Origin of the sequence: Paractinoplanes ovalisporus, assembly GCF_016834655.1 — a bacterium.
Taxonomy (GTDB): domain Bacteria; phylum Actinomycetota; class Actinomycetes; order Mycobacteriales; family Micromonosporaceae; genus Actinoplanes; species Actinoplanes ovalisporus.
On record NZ_JAENHP010000001.1, the window covers coordinates 824502 to 840217 of the forward strand.

General features: G+C 69.6%; 14 protein-coding genes and 1 pseudogene. 6 read left to right on the forward strand and 9 right to left on the reverse strand.

The window, feature by feature from the left end; translation table 11 throughout:
• Positions 1-52: 52 nt before the first annotated feature.
• The 4 genes from JIG36_RS03800 to JIG36_RS03815 form a co-directional block, all read right to left on the reverse strand.
• Complete coding sequence (locus JIG36_RS03800; protein ID WP_203374551.1) at positions 53-421, reverse strand: DUF4259 domain-containing protein; 369 nt, start codon at positions 419-421, stop codon at positions 53-55.
• 90 nt (positions 422-511) lie between these two features.
• Positions 512-1450 (reverse strand): YxiH-YxzG fusion protein, encoded by a 939-nt coding sequence (locus JIG36_RS03805; protein ID WP_203374552.1) that lies wholly within the window; start codon positions 1448-1450, stop codon positions 512-514.
• Positions 1451-1805: 355 nt separating this feature from the next.
• Entirely contained in the window at positions 1806-2384 is a 579-nt protein-coding gene (locus JIG36_RS03810) for a DUF3455 domain-containing protein (RefSeq protein WP_203374553.1), read from the reverse strand.
• 164 nt (positions 2385-2548) lie between these two features.
• Positions 2549-3139 carry a DUF4232 domain-containing protein gene (locus tag JIG36_RS03815; RefSeq protein WP_307872556.1) on the reverse strand — a complete coding sequence of 197 codons (591 nt, stop codon included), beginning with the start codon at positions 3137-3139 and terminating at the stop codon, positions 2549-2551.
• 143 nt (positions 3140-3282) lie between these two features.
• On the opposite strand from JIG36_RS03815, the gene JIG36_RS03820 reads away from it, so the two are divergent.
• Entirely contained in the window at positions 3283-3645 is a 363-nt protein-coding gene (locus JIG36_RS03820; RefSeq protein ID WP_203374555.1) for a nuclear transport factor 2 family protein, read from the forward strand.
• A gap of 40 nt (positions 3646-3685) precedes the next feature.
• Here JIG36_RS03820 and JIG36_RS03825 read toward each other — a convergent pair whose 3' ends face one another.
• Positions 3686-3859 (reverse strand): CsbD family protein, encoded by a 174-nt coding sequence (locus JIG36_RS03825; protein ID WP_203374556.1) that lies wholly within the window; start codon positions 3857-3859, stop codon positions 3686-3688.
• A gap of 137 nt (positions 3860-3996) precedes the next feature.
• Complete coding sequence (locus JIG36_RS03830) at positions 3997-4650, reverse strand: DUF3159 domain-containing protein (RefSeq protein ID WP_203374557.1); 654 nt, start codon at positions 4648-4650, stop codon at positions 3997-3999.
• A gap of 343 nt (positions 4651-4993) precedes the next feature.
• On the opposite strand from JIG36_RS03830, the gene JIG36_RS03835 reads away from it, so the two are divergent.
• On the forward strand, positions 4994-6097 hold the full coding sequence (locus JIG36_RS03835) for a glycoside hydrolase family 12 protein (RefSeq protein WP_236045506.1): 1104 nt from the start codon (positions 4994-4996) through the stop codon (positions 6095-6097).
• 59 nt (positions 6098-6156) lie between these two features.
• Positions 6157-6927, forward strand: a complete 771-nt coding sequence (locus JIG36_RS03840) for a metallophosphoesterase family protein (protein WP_203374558.1) — start codon at positions 6157-6159, stop codon at positions 6925-6927.
• Between the two features lie 169 nt (positions 6928-7096).
• Here JIG36_RS03840 and JIG36_RS03845 read toward each other — a convergent pair whose 3' ends face one another.
• The 3 genes from JIG36_RS03845 to JIG36_RS03855 form a co-directional block, all read right to left on the reverse strand.
• The gene (locus JIG36_RS03845; RefSeq protein WP_203374559.1) at positions 7097-8320 is read right to left on the reverse strand and encodes a diacylglycerol/lipid kinase family protein; all 1224 of its coding nucleotides are present in this window, start codon (positions 8318-8320) and stop codon (positions 7097-7099) included.
• On the reverse strand, positions 8317-10737 hold the full coding sequence (locus JIG36_RS03850; protein ID WP_203374560.1) for a penicillin-binding protein: 2421 nt from the start codon (positions 10735-10737) through the stop codon (positions 8317-8319). The genes JIG36_RS03845 and JIG36_RS03850 overlap by 4 nt, the downstream gene beginning before the upstream one ends.
• Before the next feature lie 158 nt (positions 10738-10895).
• The gene (locus JIG36_RS03855; RefSeq protein WP_203374561.1) at positions 10896-11615 is read right to left on the reverse strand and encodes a FadR/GntR family transcriptional regulator; all 720 of its coding nucleotides are present in this window, start codon (positions 11613-11615) and stop codon (positions 10896-10898) included.
• Positions 11616-11908: 293 nt separating this feature from the next.
• On the opposite strand from JIG36_RS03855, the gene JIG36_RS03860 reads away from it, so the two are divergent.
• From JIG36_RS03860 to JIG36_RS03870, 3 genes and pseudogenes are all read left to right on the forward strand, one after another.
• Entirely contained in the window at positions 11909-13468 is a 1560-nt protein-coding gene (locus JIG36_RS03860; RefSeq protein WP_203374562.1) for an ABC transporter substrate-binding protein, read from the forward strand.
• A gap of 62 nt (positions 13469-13530) precedes the next feature.
• Positions 13531-14472 (forward strand): ABC transporter permease, encoded by a 942-nt coding sequence (locus JIG36_RS03865; protein ID WP_203374563.1) that lies wholly within the window; start codon positions 13531-13533, stop codon positions 14470-14472.
• Positions 14469-15602, forward strand: a pseudogene (locus tag JIG36_RS03870) (ABC transporter permease); the annotation flags it as partial. The gene JIG36_RS03865 and the pseudogene JIG36_RS03870, both read left to right, overlap by 4 nt.
• Positions 15603-15716: the final 114 nt, after the last annotated feature.

Below are 15716 nucleotides of genomic sequence, written 5' to 3' on the forward strand. Positions count from 1 at the left end.
GCGCCGCCCGGGCAATGAGCTTGGCGCTTCCGCGAGGGGTGCGGCGCTGGGCTTACTCGGCGCGGATCGCCTCGGCGAGCTGGTCGAAGGTGCGCTCCAGCTCCGCCCGCCGCTGCGTCTTGTACTCCGGGCCCGGTTCCAGGTCGTCGATGGTCGCGTCCCACACGCCGAGGTAGGTCGCCTTCCACGCCTCCACCGTCGCGGCCTCGGGCAACTGGACACCGACCCAGCCCCGACCGGCCAGCACATGCAGGATCTCGAGATTGCAGGGGACGGCAACACCCCAGTACTCGTCCGGTTCCAGCTCGACCGGATCGCCGGCCATGGCGTCCTCGACCTCACGCACCAGCCGCGCGGTCAGGCCGGACAGATGATCCGCAGCCGTGTCGTCGTCGAAGTTGCCACTGCCCCAGGTGCCCACGCCCAGCACCCTAGCGTGCCCATCCACGTCGGCCGGCTTCGCCGCGGCGGTGTCCAGCGCGGAGCGCTGAAGAGGGCGGGTTCCAGCCCGTTACGCGATGTCGGCCAGGGTGAGCTGATGCCAGTCGGTGCCGTGGAAGAAGTTCAGGGTCGGGCCCCGGCCGGTGAAGCGGTAGCGGTCGGGCAACGGTGTGCCGTCGGGCAGGGTGAGGCGGTAGCGCCCGGCCGCGCGCAGCTTGCCGTTTCCCAGTTTGCCGACCGCCACCGCGTCGTGGTCGGGGCTGTAGCCGCCGAACAGGGCGACCCGGCTGTCGTCGACGATCAGGGCTCGGGCGCCGCGGGCCAGTTTGTTGCGCCAGACCGTCAGCTTGCCGTCGTGGATGCGTACGAGGGGGAAGTCGGAGTAGTAGCAGGCCCAGGCGGTCTCGTCGGTGACGTTGAGGGCGTAGCAGTCGTCGATGTAGGGAGCGTCGCCGCCGCGGAAGCGCCATGCCTGCTCGCCGTCGGCGGTGTTCCAGCGGATCAGGCCGCAGGAGCCGAGGGGGTCGTCCCAGCCGTAGTTGCCGTAGACGCCCTCGTCGAAATAGCCGGCCCAGGCCTGCCCGGTCGGTGTGGTCAGGACTTCCTCGATGCCGTCGCCGAACGTGAACTCGGCGACCGGAGTGCCGTCGGGGTCGTAGACGATCGCGTTGCGGTCGGGACCTTCGGGGCGCAGCCGGCACCGGGCGGCCACCACCAGGAAGCGGCCGCCGGGCAGGGGCTGCGCGGTGACGTGCGCGAGCGGCATCGAGGCGATGCGCACCACGGTGGTCAGGTCGGGGGTGTGCACGGTGATCCGGACGCCGGCCGGGCGTGCGGCGCGCGCGTCGGGGGACGTCTCAGAACTCAGCGATGTCAGCGCCTCGCGGTCGTCGGGGGCCGACCACAGGGCGACTGCCTCGCCGGCCGGGCCGACCGAGACGGACAACAGGGCGTCGCCCGGCTCGGCGGGGGTCAGACGGCCGTACGGACGCAGTCGCAGTTTCTCCACGCTCACATTCGATCACGCGTGGAGTGCAACCTTTCAGACCTGCGCCGAGTACGTGGGGTGGTCGATGGAAAGGAGACATGGTGGTTCGAGCCGACGGGGAAGACCAGTTCGTCGAATACTTCCGCGCACGGGCGCCGGCTCGCCGGGGGTGATGGCGGGACCGATCACGCGGGAGAGCGGCGGGACGGGCCTGGAAACAGCGCTGGGCGCCGGCCCCTGGTACGGCGGGACGGGCCTGGAGACAGCGCTGGGCGCCGGCCGCTGGTGCGGTCGGCGCCCGGAGCGTGCGGGTCGTGCCGGTAGTGCAGTCGTACGGGTGGTGCAGTCGTGCGGGTGGTGCCGGTGGCGCGGTGGGTCAGTTGGTCCAGAAGACGTAGATGGCGCCGTACGGGACGGCCTTCTTCTCGCCGTCGGTGCACGCGCCGGCCGGGGCGGTGCCGCCGGAGGTCAGCAGGCGGTTGATGAACGTGGCCTTGCTGAAGATGCCGGAGCCGGAGTGGGAGTTGACCTCGAGCAGCAGCTCGGGGATGGTGCCGGCGCGCGGGCTCTCGGCCTTCTTGGCCGCCGTGACCAGGGAGCCGTCGCGGGTGGACTGCCAGCTCGGGCCGCCGAAGTGGTGCACGCGGCCGCCGGTGCCGATCAGCTGGGCCTCGGGGACGGAGGCGCCGGTGAAGATGCCGCCCGTACAGGTGTAGGTCTGGGTGCCCGACGCCACGAAGAAGGCGCTGATCGGCTTCGAACCCTTCGGGGGCTTGATCGCGGCCGGGATTCCGGGGATCGAGACCGCACGCGCGTCGGGGCCGATCGCGGCCGGGGCCACGGGGGCCTGCTCCGCGGCGGAGGCGTTGAAGGTCACGGCGCCGACGGTGGCCACCACGGCCGCCATTCCCACCCCAGCAGCGGCGCGGACCCGGGAACGCTTCGAGTTGAGCATGAGATCTCCTCATTTGGGGGCGTGAGCGTCGCCCCTTCAAACCGGAGACACGGAAGCCGGGCCGCTGCGGATTATGACAGCCGTCAATGCGGTCCGTTTGTCCCTCATGGATGGTACGAACGGACCACTCTGCATTTACGCTGGTCGAAGCAAGGATGCATCGTTCACTCGGAATTTACTTCAACGGGGTGAACACGGCCAGCGCCGACGCCCTTTGCGGAGCAGACGGTCTGCGGATCGGCCACGAAGATCGCTGCCGTCTCGTCCGGCGGATAGACGCGGTAGCCACGGACATCGACCGGCTTGCACTCCGACTTGTCATAGTTCGCGTAGTAGGGCCAGAGGATCAGCACGTACGCCTTCCCGCCCGGCTTGACGGAGACCGTCGTCTTGCCGGCTTCACCCGCCTCACGGCTGAACGCGGCGTTGACCTGTGTGCCGTTGTCGCCGGTCACCCACGAGACGCCCGGATATCCGTACAGGGAACAGGTCTTGCCGCTCTTGTTCGTCAAGACCAGGTTGACGGAGTGGGTGCCCGCGGCGGCGCCACCCTCGCCGGTGGTGATGCCCAGGTCGGCGGTGTGACATCGCGTGCTTGATCCACCCCCTCCCGCGCTGGTGGGCGACGGAGAGGCGGAGGCACTGGGTGACGGGGACGACGGAGCGGCGGTGCTCGACGTTGCGCCGGGGACCGGGGCCGAGGACGACGAGGAGCCGCAGCCGGCCAGCAGCAGGGCCGATGCGCTGAAAATCACTGGCAGACGCTTCACCAAGCACACATACCGCAGTAGTGCGCCTTCCTAACCGTGACGAGGGCGACGGCGAAAATCGGCGATGGCTGTAACCATCTGCTTGGCGAAGCAACCAAAGCCGAGAGCAAGCGACCCGGGGAGAGAACATGGACCGTCTGACTGAGCTGGCCGAGAACAACCTGCTGCGCGTCTTCGGTGAGCGCGACCCGCAGGCGCGGGCGAAGGCCATCGAGGAGACGTACGCGGAGAATGTCGTCTTCACCGACGCCGAGGAGGAGCTGGTCGGCCGCGAGGCTCTGGGCGCCAAGGCGCAGAAGCTGCTCGACCAGGCCCCGGACTTCGTGTTCCGCGCGACCGCGACGGCACAGATTGCGGGCAACCTGGTGATGCTGCCGTGGGCGCTCGGGCCCGAGGGCGCCGACCCTGTCGTGACCGGCGTGGACATCTCGATCGTCGAGGACGACCGGATCGTCAAGCTCTACACATTGCTGAACGGGGCCCCGGCCTGAGCGGCGAGGACCCCGTCCCTGTTCACGTTCGCGCGGGCGGTCAGGACTTGAAGGCGTCCTTGACGTTCTCCACGGCCTGCTTGACCTTGGATTCGCGCTGGTCGGCCTTGCCCTCGGCCTCGAGACGCTCGTCGTCGGTGGCGCGGCCGACGCCTTCCTTGACCTTGCCGCCGAGCTCTTCGGACTTGTTGTCAACCTTGTCGTCGAATGCCATGACAGCCTCCACATCGTCGTGCCAACGCACTCCGGGTACCCATGCTTGCCGAATGGCAACCATTGATCGCGGTGTGAGCCAGGAGACGGTCAGGCGACGTTTCGGCGGGGGCCGGCCTCGGAGGCCGAGCGACGATGTCAGGCCGGGTCGGGGGCCGGGGACGGCTCGGTGACCGGGTGGCGCAGGCCGGGGTGGCCGGGCGGGAGCGTACGGCGGATGACCCACCAGCTGCCGGCCAGGCACGCGGCGATGAGCGGCCACGTCAGGGCGACCCGCATCACGCCGAGCGCGAAGACCTCACCGGCGGCGTAGAGGGGCAGAAAGACCGCTACCCGTACGACGTACTGCAGCACCCACACCCAGCTGGCCAGCCCGTACGAGCGCAGCAGGGCCGGGTCGCGCCGCCACCGCGTCTTCTGCCCGAGCACTCCCCCGACCACGACGCCCAGCAGCGGCCACCGGATCACGATGCTGACCGCCCAGGCCAGGGCGCTGGCGGCGTTGCTGAACAGCTGGATGAGGAAGAAGTTCTCGGCCCTGCCGGTGTAGAGCGCGATCAGCGCCGCCACGCACACGCCGAGCAGGCCGATCACCACCGCGCGAGGCTTGTCGCCGGAGCGCAGCCGCCACACCGACAGGCCCAGCGCGAAGACGACGGCCACGATCGCCCCGGCCCAGATCGACTGGCGGAAAATCAGCCAGCCCGCAACAAATCCCACCGTCGGCAGCGTCGCGTCGAGCGCGGCCCGCCGCCCGTTCAGCAGCTGTGCCAGCGACTCCGGCTGCGTCATCCCAACCCCGCTTCTCACAAGAGGTTAGGAAAGCCTAACCGCACCCTCGGCCGGCGCTCACCCGAGGTGGACGATCGACGCGCCGGGCGGGCGTTCAACCGGTACGTGCCCAACTGGCGGGCGCTCAACAGGCGACTGCGTCACAGGCGGGCACTCGACTGGCGGGCGCTCAACAGGCGGCGGCCTAACCGGCGGGCACTCAATTGGCGGGCGCTCAACAGGCGGGTGGGCTGTTGCCGACGGGGGCCGGGAGTTCTAGCATCGCGGCAATCACACATTGACGTCCGTCGAAGCGTTGGCGCCACCGTCGAAGCGCTTCGATGAATGTCGGGAAGAAGGAGAGATGCGCAGTCGGACTCTTGCGCTCGCGCTGGCCGCCACGGTGACGGCCACGGGAGGGGCGGCTGTCCTCACCGCCCTGCCGGCGTCGGCGGCGGCGGGGTGCCGGGTGGCCTACTCGATCAGCAGTTCCTGGCCGGGCGGGTTCGGGGCCAATGTGACGATCACGAATCTGGGTGACCCGCTCAGTTCGTGGACGCTCGTGTGGACGTACGGGAATGGGCAGACCGTGACCCAGGCCTGGAACACGAACCTCACGCAGAGCGGGTCGACCGTGACGGCCCGGAACGCGGGCTACAACGGATCGCTCGCGACCAACGGGACGGTGTCGTTCGGCTTCAACGGGTCGGTGAGCGGCACCAACAGCGTGCCGACGGCGTTCACGCTGAACGGCACGGCCTGCACCGGAACGACGACGCCGGGCACGACACCGCCGACTACACCGCCGACCACCGGTGGTGTTCCGAGCGACGCGGCCTGGGTCGACTCGGGGCAGTGGGCCTCGTGGACGAACAACGGCTACACGCTCTACAACAACATCTGGGGCTCGGGCGCGGGAACGCAGACGATCTGGGCGCGCAGCGGCACCAACTGGGGTGTCGTCGCCAACCATCCGCGCACCAGTGGCGTGAAGTCGTACCCGAACACCGGCAAGACGCTGAACCGCACGCTGAGCTCGCTGTCCAGCGTGACCAGTTCGTTCAACGTGTCGGTGCCGGCCGACGGCGACTACGCCACCACGTACGACATCTGGGCCGACAACCACGCGTACGAAGTCATGATCTGGACCAACCAGCACGGCGCGGTGGGTCCGATCGCCGAGCAGTACGACGCGAACGGGGCCGTGCCGAACGTCCGCAACCTGTCGGTCGGCGGGCACACCTGGAACGTCTACCGCGGCTCGAACGGGGCCAACGCGGTGTTCTCGTTCATCCGCACCAACACCGGTTCGGGCACGATCGACCTGCTGGCCGTCATGAACTGGCTGCGCACCAACAACTGGTGGGGCAACGTGACCGTGGGTGAGCTCCAGTTCGGCTTCGAGATCACCGGCACCGCCGGGCAGTCGAACTTCACCACGAACAGCTTCTCGCTGAGCTACAGCTGAGGCCGGGGCCGGCCCGGGGCTGTCCTCCCCCGGCCGGCGCAGCCCCCTAAGCTCGGGGAATGCGTCTCGCTCACATCACTGACCTGCATTTCGGGGCGGAGGAGCCGGACGTGGTGAGGGGCCTGCGCGACGACCTGGGCGGGATCAACGCGGATCGGGTGCTGGTCGGGGGTGACCTGACCATGCGGGCCCGCGACGAGCAGTTCGCCGCCGCGCGGGAGTTGCTGGATGAGATCGGGCGGCCGTGGACCAGCGTGCCCGGCAACCACGATCTGCCGCTCGACCGGCCGGCGCGGGCCTACGGGAGCCTCGACGCGTACCGCGCGTTCATCGACCGGGAACCGGAACCCGCCGTACGGGAAAATGGTCTGCTACTGCTCGGGCTGAGCTCGCCGCGGCCGTACCTCTGGAAGGGAGGCCGGGTCGACGGGGAGCAGCGCGCCCGGATCGCCGGGGAGTTCGCGTCGGCGGCCGAGCTCAAGGTGCTGATGCTGCATCATCCGGTGTTGCGGTCACCGCAGCGGCCCCGCGAGACGCTCGTGCGAGGTGCCGAGGCCGCGATCACGGCCGCGGCCCGGGCCGGTGTCGACGTGATCCTCTGTGGGCACGACCACGTGGCCGCGCAGGCTCGGATCGGCGGCGGAATGATCGGCGTGATGAGCGGGACGGCCTGCTCGTGGCGGGTGCGGGCGGGCGAGAGCCAGTCGTACACCGTGCTCGACCTCGACGGCGACCGGCTGCGGATCACGGTGCGGCACTGGCACGACGGCGGCTTCCGCGAGGCCCGCACGGCCGAGTGGCACCGCACGAGCGACGGCTGGCACCCCTGAACGCGACGCCCGCACGGCCGAGTGGCACCGCACGAGCGACGGCTGGCACCCCTGAACGCGACGCCCGCACGGCCGAGTGGCGACGTGCAGGCGACGGCTGGCACCCCTGAACGCGACGCCCGCACGGCCGAGTGGCGACGTGCAGGCGACGGCTGGCACCAATAAGGCACTAAGGCGCACCGGACGCCACGCGGACCAGGGCGTTCAGGTCGCGCCGGGTGAGGGCCGCGCCGGTGGCCAGCGGCGCGAGGTTCCGAGGCACCCGTACGCGCAAGGCGCCCGGCAACGAGGCGAAGCGCAACGGCGGCGTCAGCAGCAGCGCCTCCCCGTCCAGCCCGACCGGCACGTCAGCGCCGGAGTTCACCTCGAACGCGGACGCCGTCCACTCCCCCGCCGGCCGGGCGCCGCGGGCGGCCACGATGCCGAGCCGGCCCGTGTCGAGGCGGGGCCGCCCTCCGGCGCGACCGACGCGGGACAGGTCGTACGGGTTATTGGAGACCAGCACCAGGGTCACGCCGCTCACGGGGCGGCCGTCGGGGCCGTCGAACACCAGGTCGGGCGGCGGCGCGGTGGGGCCCAGCAGGTCGGGCAGCAGTCGTCCCCACGTGCGGAACTTGGCTCGGCGGTAGCCCTGGGAGCGCACCACCTCGGCGTACACCCCGAGCGAGGCGTTGTTGACGAACACCCGGTCGTTGACCCGCCCCAGGTCGACGAGCCGTTCGGCGCCGTCGGTGAACGCGTCGAGCGCGCCCGCCACGTCGGTGCGGTCGAGCCCCAGGTCGAGCGCGAAGTGGTTCCTGGTTCCGGCCGGGACGCAGACGTACGCGACCCCGTGGCGTATCGCCGTGGCGGCCACGAGCGCCTGCGAGCCGTCGCCACCGGCCATGCCGAGCACGTCGGCGCCGTCGCTCACGGCCTTCTCGGCCAGAGCGGCCAGGTCGTCGCCGGGCCCGAGCGTGACCACCTCGATGCCGCGCCGGGCGGCGGCCGCGGCCAGTCCGGCCCGTTCGGCCGCGCCGTCACCCGAGCGCGGGTTGATCAGCAGGACGCCGTGGCGGGCCGGTTCCGCGGGTTCGGCCCGGCTCTTGCGCGGGCCCAGCGCATAGCGGCCGGCGACGGCGAACACGACCAGCATGGCGGCCTGGGTGATGAACAGGGACAGGCCGAGCAGGACGACCGTCAGCAGGCCGGCCGCCGCGGCCAGCACGGCGAGCACGCGCAGCAGGCCGCGACGGGTCAGGGCGTACCAGGCGGCCAGCGTCACCACGGTCACGGCCAGCACGAACAGCACGAACGAGCCGAAGTGCCGGACCGCCGTCTCGAAACCCGCGGCCAGCGCCAGCAGCGGCGCGGCCAGGGCCACGACCGCGGCGGTGCGCCGGCCCGTGCTCACCGGGGCGGCCGGGGTGGCCCACCCGTCGGCGGGGTGGTCGGGGTGCCCGGCGGCGGGGTGGTCGGCTTGCCGCTGCTCACGTTGATCACCACGACGCCGTTCTTCACCGTACGGCCGCTCGGTTCGGTGCCCGCCGCGGTGCCGGCCGGGCAGTCCGACTCGACCTCCTCGGCGCTGATCACCGGATAGAAGCCGGCGTTCTCGAGCCGGTTGCGGGCGCTGCGCAGCGAGTCGCACTCGACGTCGGGGATGCGCCGCTGCTCGCCGTACACCAGTTTGCGGTTCTCCGGCCGTTTGAACTGGACGCTCGGTTTGCCTTCCATGTAGTCGGCGAGCGTGCGGTAGACGGCCGGGTTGACCTGGTCGTGGCGCAGCCGGTCCTTGTGGGCCTGGTAGTCGGGGTTGACCAGGTAGCCCGCGACGACCAGCGACGTGGTGCCGGCGATCAGCGAGGCCGTGCGGTCGCGGTCGGTGGTGCCGGTCTTGCCGAACACCGGGTGGTCGACGACGCCGCGCACCTGCCGGGCGGTGGCGCCGCCGCAGCTTCCCGTGCGGGCGCGGTCACCGACCGGGCAGCGGGCCGCGTCGAGCGCCGCCCGGGCCACGTCGACGCTGGTCGCCTGGACGCAGTGCGGCTTGCCGATGTCGAGCTTCTCGTTGTCGCGGGTGGTGATCTGCTCGATCGGGGTGGGATCGCAGTATTTGCCGTCGGCGGCCAGGGTGGCGTACGCGTTGGCCATGTCGAGCGGGGTGGTGGCCGAGACGCCCAGCGTGAACGCGCCCCACTGGTGCGAGTAGCCGTCCGAGGCCAGCTTGGCGTCGCTGGGGTCGCGGAACTTGATGCCGAACCGCTTGGCCACGTCGACCACGTTGTCGGCGCCGACGCGTTCCTCGAGCGGCACGAAGAAGGTGTTGATCGAGCGGCCGAACCCGGTCCACATGTTGTAGACGCCCTCGCCGCCGCCTCCGGAGTTCTGCGGGCACCAGAAGTGGCTGCCCGGGCAGGCGGAGTCGCTGCTGCGCTCGACGATGTATTTCGACCGGTAGAACTTCTCCGCCTTGATCGTGTATTGCAGCGGGTAGCCCTTCTCGAGCGCCGCGATCAGCGTGAAGATCTTCATGACCGAGCCGGCCTGGTAGCCGGTGATGTCACCGCCGCCGCTGAGCAGCGGGTTCACCGTGTTGGGGTAGGTCGCCTTGACGTCCTCGCGCCGCTTCGCCGGGTCGGAGGAGAGCGGGTTCTTCGAGTTGTCCAGGTTGTACTTGCGGTTGGTGGCGAGAAGCTTGACCTTTCCCGTACGGGGTTCGACCGCCGCCAGGAGCAGGGCGTTCTTGTTCTTCTCCTTGATCAGGTCGGCGATCCGCCCCCGGGCGTCCTTCGTCGCCTTGAGGTCGATCGTCGTGGTGATGCGGTAGCCGCCGCTCTTGAGACGCCGTTCCCGGTCGAACTGGGTGGCGCCGAACTCGGGCCGGTCCATCCACCAGCGGTAGAAGAAGTCGCAGAAGAAGCCCCAGTTGTTGTTCGCCACCGACACGCAGCCGTTGCCGACGGACTGGACCTTGCGCGGGATCGCCTCCTTCTTGGCGGCCTCGCCCTGCGCGGCGGTGATCGCGCCCGCCTCGACCATGCCGGGGATGACGTAGTTGTTGCGGCGCTGGCGGATCTCGTCGTAACCGTCGGCGGTGGTCGGGTCGTAGAAGGACGGCGCCCGCACGATCGCCGCGAGCAGCGCGGACTGGCCGATCGTCAGGTCTTTGGGCTTCTTGTTGAAGTAGACCTTGCTGGCCGCGAAGATCCCGTAGGTCGCCTTGCCGAACGGTGCCATGTTCAGGTAGCGCTCGAGAATCTGGTCCTTGCTGAACTTCTTCTCGACCTGCATGGCGTACTTGATCTCGGTGACCTTGCGCTTGTTCGTGTCCTCGGTGGCCTTCACGACCTCGGACGGGCTGGTCGCGGAGTAGGCCAGCGACATGCGCACCCACTGCATGGTGATCGTCGAGGCGCCCTGCTTGGAGTCGGACTTGCCGCTGTTGTTGACCACCGCGCGGGCGACACCCTTGAGGTCGACGCCGTTGTGGTTGTAGAAGTCGCGGTCCTCGGCGGCCACCATCGCGGCGATCATGTGCTTCGAGATGTCCTTCAGCCGGACATCGCTGCGGAACTCGTCGTAGAACTGGGCGATCTGGGTCTTGTTGTCGGAGGCATAGACGCGGGTGATCTGCGGGGAGGCGAAATCTTTGAGCTCACTCGGCAGGCTGGCGAACGCGTCACCGCCGGCCTTGGCCGTGAGCCCCGACATGGCCGCGACCGGGAAGGCCGCCGCGGCGACCACCACGCCCGCGACGAGACCGCACGTGAGCAGGGCGAACACGTTGAAGAAGATGTTGTGATCGCGCCTGCGGAACCAGGATCCCACCGAACCACCCACCCGTGCCTCGTCCTTCGTCGCCCGAAGCGAGCCCCGTCGATTTTCCCCTACCTTGTCAAGACCGTGGGGGCCTCACCAGGGCAGGCGGCTTGGGAACGGACCCTACCTGAGCCGGAAGATCTAACGAGGCGACCGCGTCCCGGGTGCTACTCGTCGCCGGGGTGGGGCAGGCCCAGGTCGGCCACCGCGTTGTCGAAGGCGTCGAAGTGGGCGTCGACGGCGGTCATCGCGGTGGCGCCGTCGCCGGCCAGGATCGCCTCCAGGATGGGGCGGTGCACGCGGCACATCATGTCCTGGTAGCCCTCGATGCGTTCCAGGATCACCCGCCGCTGGGAGAACGTGCGGCGCAGGGCCACACCCAGGGCGTCGGCGAAGAACCGGATCGACGGGTTGCCCGAGGCGCGCAGCAGGGCGTCGTGGAAGTCGAAGTCGGCCTGTTCCGAGGTGGCGCTGTCGGGGTTCGACTCGATGACGTCGAGCGCGATGTGCATGTGCGCGATGTCGAGATGGTTACGCTGCGCGGCCGCCTCGCGGGCGGCCTGGCGTTCGAGCGCCACCCGTACGGACTGCAGGGACCCGGTGCTCTGGTGGGAGAGCGCGAGCCCGATCGTGAGCGCATTGCCCAGGCGGGACGGGTCGAGCTCCTGCACGTAGGTGCCGGCGCCGGTCTGGCGGCGCAGCACGCCGAGCGCCTCGAGCGTGCCGAGCCGGTCACGCAGCAGGGTGCGGGAGACGCCCAGCTCCTCGCTGAGCAGGCGTTCTCCGGGGATGCGCTTGCCGACGCCGACCGAGCGGAGACGTTCGACGAGTGCGTTGGTGACCGGGTCGCCGTAACCCACGGCCGGGACGATCGGCGCTGCGCCCACGATCGGCTCCCCCTGTGCTCGAAGTGGCACTACCAATGTGATGAGGCACCATACCAATCGACCGCGATAGGTGCACCACCCTCGCCGCGTTGGTTACAGAGTGTCGACGGATTTTACGTGCGCGTCACGGCTTACAGGGTTTTACCGCACGATAAACAGGGCTTTGCCCGTCTTCAATTTCGGGCCGACGGCGGTATTGCCATTGCGAGCAAGTGGTCATACCGTTACGCCACCTGGTGGTACAGGTCACAACGCCTGTGCCGCCCGGAAGTCCTCGAGATCTAGGAGTGGGTATGGCGATACGCAGAACTCGCCGGGGGCGCATGGCCGTCGCCCTCGTCGCCGGCCTCGCGATAGCGGCGCTCTCCGCGTGCACCACCTCGGCTCAGAACCAGAGCACCAGCACGGCGTCGGACACGCTGACCATCGCGATCCCGCCCGGCATCAACAGCCTCGCGCTGCCGACGAACTGTTCCTCGCCGCTGTTCTCGCTGACGTACGCGTCGCTGATCAACGTGACGGCGGACGGGTCGTACGGGCCGGGCCTGGCCGAGTCGTGGTCGTACGCGAACAACAACACCGAGTTCACGCTCAAGATGCGTACGGGCCTGAAGTTCGCCGACGGCACCGAACTGAACGCGCAGAGCGTCGTCGACACGCTGAAGTACTTCCAGACCACCCCCGGCCTCAACCAGGGCTACCTCAAGCCGTTCACCTCGATCACCGCGTCCGACGCGTCCACCGTCGTGATCAAGTACGCGGAGCCGTTCATCGGCATGGAGACGCTGCTCGCGAACGACGGCGAGTGCAACAACGGCATGATGATCTCGAAGGCGGGCCTGGCCGAGCCGGCCAAGATGGGCACCGCCACGTTCGGCGCCGGCCCGTACACGCTCGACGCGGCCAACACGGTCTCGGGCGACCACTACACGCTGGTCCCGAACCCCAACTACTACGACACCGCGAGCCAGCACTGGAAGAAGGTCGTGCTGCGGGTCTTCTCGAATGCCACCACGGCGCTCGACGCGGTCAAGAGCGGCCAGATCCAGGTCTCCACGGTCAACGACGGCACGCTGGTGCCCGCGGCCGAGGCGGCCGGGGTCGACGTCGCCGACGGGCAGCGCCTGGGCGCGGGCCTGATGATCTGGGACCGCGACGGCACGCTCACCCCGGCGCTGAAGAACGAGAAGGTGCGCCAGGCGATGCAGTACGCCATCGACCGGCCCAACCTGGCCAAGGTGCTCGGCCCCCGGTACAAGGCGTTCGACCAGTTCGTGCCCGACGGTTACACCGGCTACGACGAGTCGCTGGTCGGCAAATACCCGTACGACCCGGCCAAGGCCAAGGCGCTGCTGGCCGAGGGCGGCTTCCCGAGCGGCTTCAAGCTGACCGTGGCCACCGACGCGGCCGACGCCGGGGCGGCCAACATGGCCCAGGCCGTGGCCCAGCAGTGGAAGGCGGTCGGCATCGACACCACGATCACGCCGATCACCGCGGGCAGCTACTTCACCGAGGTCGGGCAGAAGAAGTACTCGGTCGGCGCGGTCAGCTACGCGCTGCTCGGTGACGTCTACTTCGACGCCGTCCGCCTGACCAAGGACCCGTACGCCGACGTGTGGAACCCGTTCCACCCGCAGGACTCCGAGGTCGACGCCGCGTACGACAAGCTCGCCCGCGCCTCCGAGACCGACCTGCCCGCCCTGTCGGTCGAGTTCAACAAGCTGATCACCCAGAAGGCATGGTTCGTCCCGGTAGCCGAGGCCCCGGCGACGCTCTACTCGAAGGGTGTCGAGGTCGGCAAGTCGGCCCTGCTCGGCCAGTTCGATTACATCTCCTGGAAAGCCACGTCCTGATCCGGTGCGCCGGCCGGGCCCCTTTTCCAGCCCGGCCGGCTCCGATCGGAGGTTCGATCACCGTGTTACGTCTCGTCGGCGGACGCGCCCTGATGGCCGTACCGCTCCTGTTCATCGTCTCGATCCTGAGCTTCGTGCTGGCGTCGTTCACGCCGGGCAGCATCGCCGCGTCGATCCTCGGCACCGGCGCCACCCCCGAGCAGATCGCGCGCGTCGAGCAGCAGCTCGGAACCGACAGACCAGTTCTTTCCCAGTACGGGGACTGGCTCGCGGCCGCCGTCCGCGGTGACCTCGGCTCCTCGCTGTTCAACGGGGAATCGGTGACCGCCCTGCTCGCCAGCCGGATGTCGATCACGCTGTCGCTGGCGATCGCGGCCCTGCTCTTCGCGGTGGTGCTCGGCGTCGCCCTGGGCGCGTTCAGCGCGATCCGGGGCGGGATCGCGGCCCGCATCACCGACGGCCTGTCCGTGCTGCTGATGAGCGTCCCCAACTTCTGGTTCGCCACGATCCTGCTGGCGGTCCTGGCCGTCCAGCTCGGCCTGTTCTCGGTCTCGGGCTACGTGCCGTTCGGCGTCTCGCCCCGGGACTGGGTGGCGTCGCTGTTCCTGCCGGTGATCGCCTTGATGGTGGGTTCGATGGCGTCGCTCGCCCTGAACACCCGCAGCGAGATGCTGACCGTGCTCAAGGCCGACTTCGTGAAGAGCCTGCGCGCCAACGGCATCCCGGTCGCCCGGATCCTGTTCGTGCACACGCTGCGCAACGCGGCCGCGCCGCTGCTGCCGGTGGTCGGGCTGCTGTTCGTGGGCCTGCTCGGCGGCACCGTGCTGATGGAGCAGATCTTCGGGATGGGCGGGCTGGGCGCGCTCGCCGTCACCGCCACCACCCAGCACGACCTGCCGGTCATCCAGGGGATCGTCGTCTTCTACACGCTCGCCGTGATCGTCGTCTTCCTGGTGCTGGACGTGCTCGTGTCCTACGTCAACCCGAAGGTGAGGGCGTCGTGACCGTCCCCGTTCCGCCCCCGACCGGCCGGCCCCACCTGTTCCGCCTGCTGCTGCGCCAGCCCCTGGCCGTGGCCTGCCTGGCGATCATCACGGTGGTCGTGCTCGGCAGCGTCTTCGCCAGCCTGGTCGCGCCCTACGATCCGTACGCGCAGGATCTCTCCAACATCCTGAGCGGGCCGAGCAGCGCACACTGGCTGGGCACCGACGCGCTCGGCCGCGACGTGCTGAGCCGCATCCTGTACGGCGGACGGGTCACGCTGTTCGGCACGCTGCAAGCCGTGGTGACGTACGTGGTCATCGGGGTCTCGATCGGCCTGATCGCGGGAACGATCGGGGGCATCGTCGACTCGATCCTGATGCGGCTCGCCGACGTCATCCAGTCCATCCCGGCCCTGATCACGCTGCTGGTGGTGCTCGCGGTGTTCGGCCGCAGCGAGACCGCGGCCATGGTCAGCTTCGGCATCTTCGCGTCGGCCGGCCTGATGCGCGTGGTCCGGGGCGTCAGCATGATCACCCGCACCGAACCGTACGTGGCCGCCGGTGTGGTGGCCGGGCTCGGGCCGTTCCAGATCCTGTGGCGGCACATCCGCCCGGCCGTGATCGGTCCGGTGCTCACGCAGGTGTCGCTGTTCGCGGGCATCGCGATGCTGGTCGAGGCGTCGCTCGGCTTCCTCAACCTGGGCGTGCTGCCGCCGGCCGCGAGCTGGGGCAACCTGGTGTCGGACGCGCAGCTGGCCATCAACCGGCAGCAGTGGTTGCTGGTGCCGACGGGCGGAATCGTGGCGCTGATGTGTCTGTGCCTGACGTTGCTCGGCATAGCGTTGCGCGACACGTACTCCAGCAAGTCGACCTCCAGCGGCCGGTCCCTGAGCAGTTGGCGCGCGTTCGCCGCCACCATGCGCCGCGAGCCCGCCACATCCTCACCCGCGTCGCCGGGCACGCCCCCACCCTCGCCCTCGCCCTCGCCCTCACGCGAGGCTCCCCTGCTCGTGGTGGAGAACCTTTCCGTTGCGGTTGGGGACCTCACGCTGGTGGACAAGGTCAGCTTCACCGTCGGGCGGGGTGAGACGATCGGCATCGTCGGTGAGAGCGGCTGCGGCAAGTCGATGACCGTGTCGGGCCTGCTGCGCGTGCCGCCGCCGGGGGCCACCATCTCGGCGAGCCGGCTCTCCCTCGCCGGCTCCCCTGCCACCGGTGACAAGGCCCGGACCGCCGCGAGCGAACAGTCGCTGGATCTGTTGGGC

Coding starts and splice junctions, on each gene's coding strand:
- JIG36_RS03810 (WP_203374553.1), bottom strand. CDS start 2,384: ATGCTCAACTCGAAGCGTTCCCGGGTCCGCGCCGCTGCTGGGGTGGGA.
- JIG36_RS03820 (WP_203374555.1), top strand. CDS start 3,283: ATGGACCGTCTGACTGAGCTGGCCGAGAACAACCTGCTGCGCGTCTTC.
- JIG36_RS03825 (WP_203374556.1), bottom strand. CDS start 3,859: ATGGCATTCGACGACAAGGTTGACAACAAGTCCGAAGAGCTCGGCGGC.
- JIG36_RS03830 (WP_203374557.1), bottom strand. CDS start 4,650: ATGACGCAGCCGGAGTCGCTGGCACAGCTGCTGAACGGGCGGCGGGCC.
- JIG36_RS03835 (WP_236045506.1), top strand. CDS start 4,994: ATGCGCAGTCGGACTCTTGCGCTCGCGCTGGCCGCCACGGTGACGGCC.
- JIG36_RS03840 (WP_203374558.1), top strand. CDS start 6,157: ATGCGTCTCGCTCACATCACTGACCTGCATTTCGGGGCGGAGGAGCCG.
- JIG36_RS03860 (WP_203374562.1), top strand. CDS start 11,909: ATGGCGATACGCAGAACTCGCCGGGGGCGCATGGCCGTCGCCCTCGTC.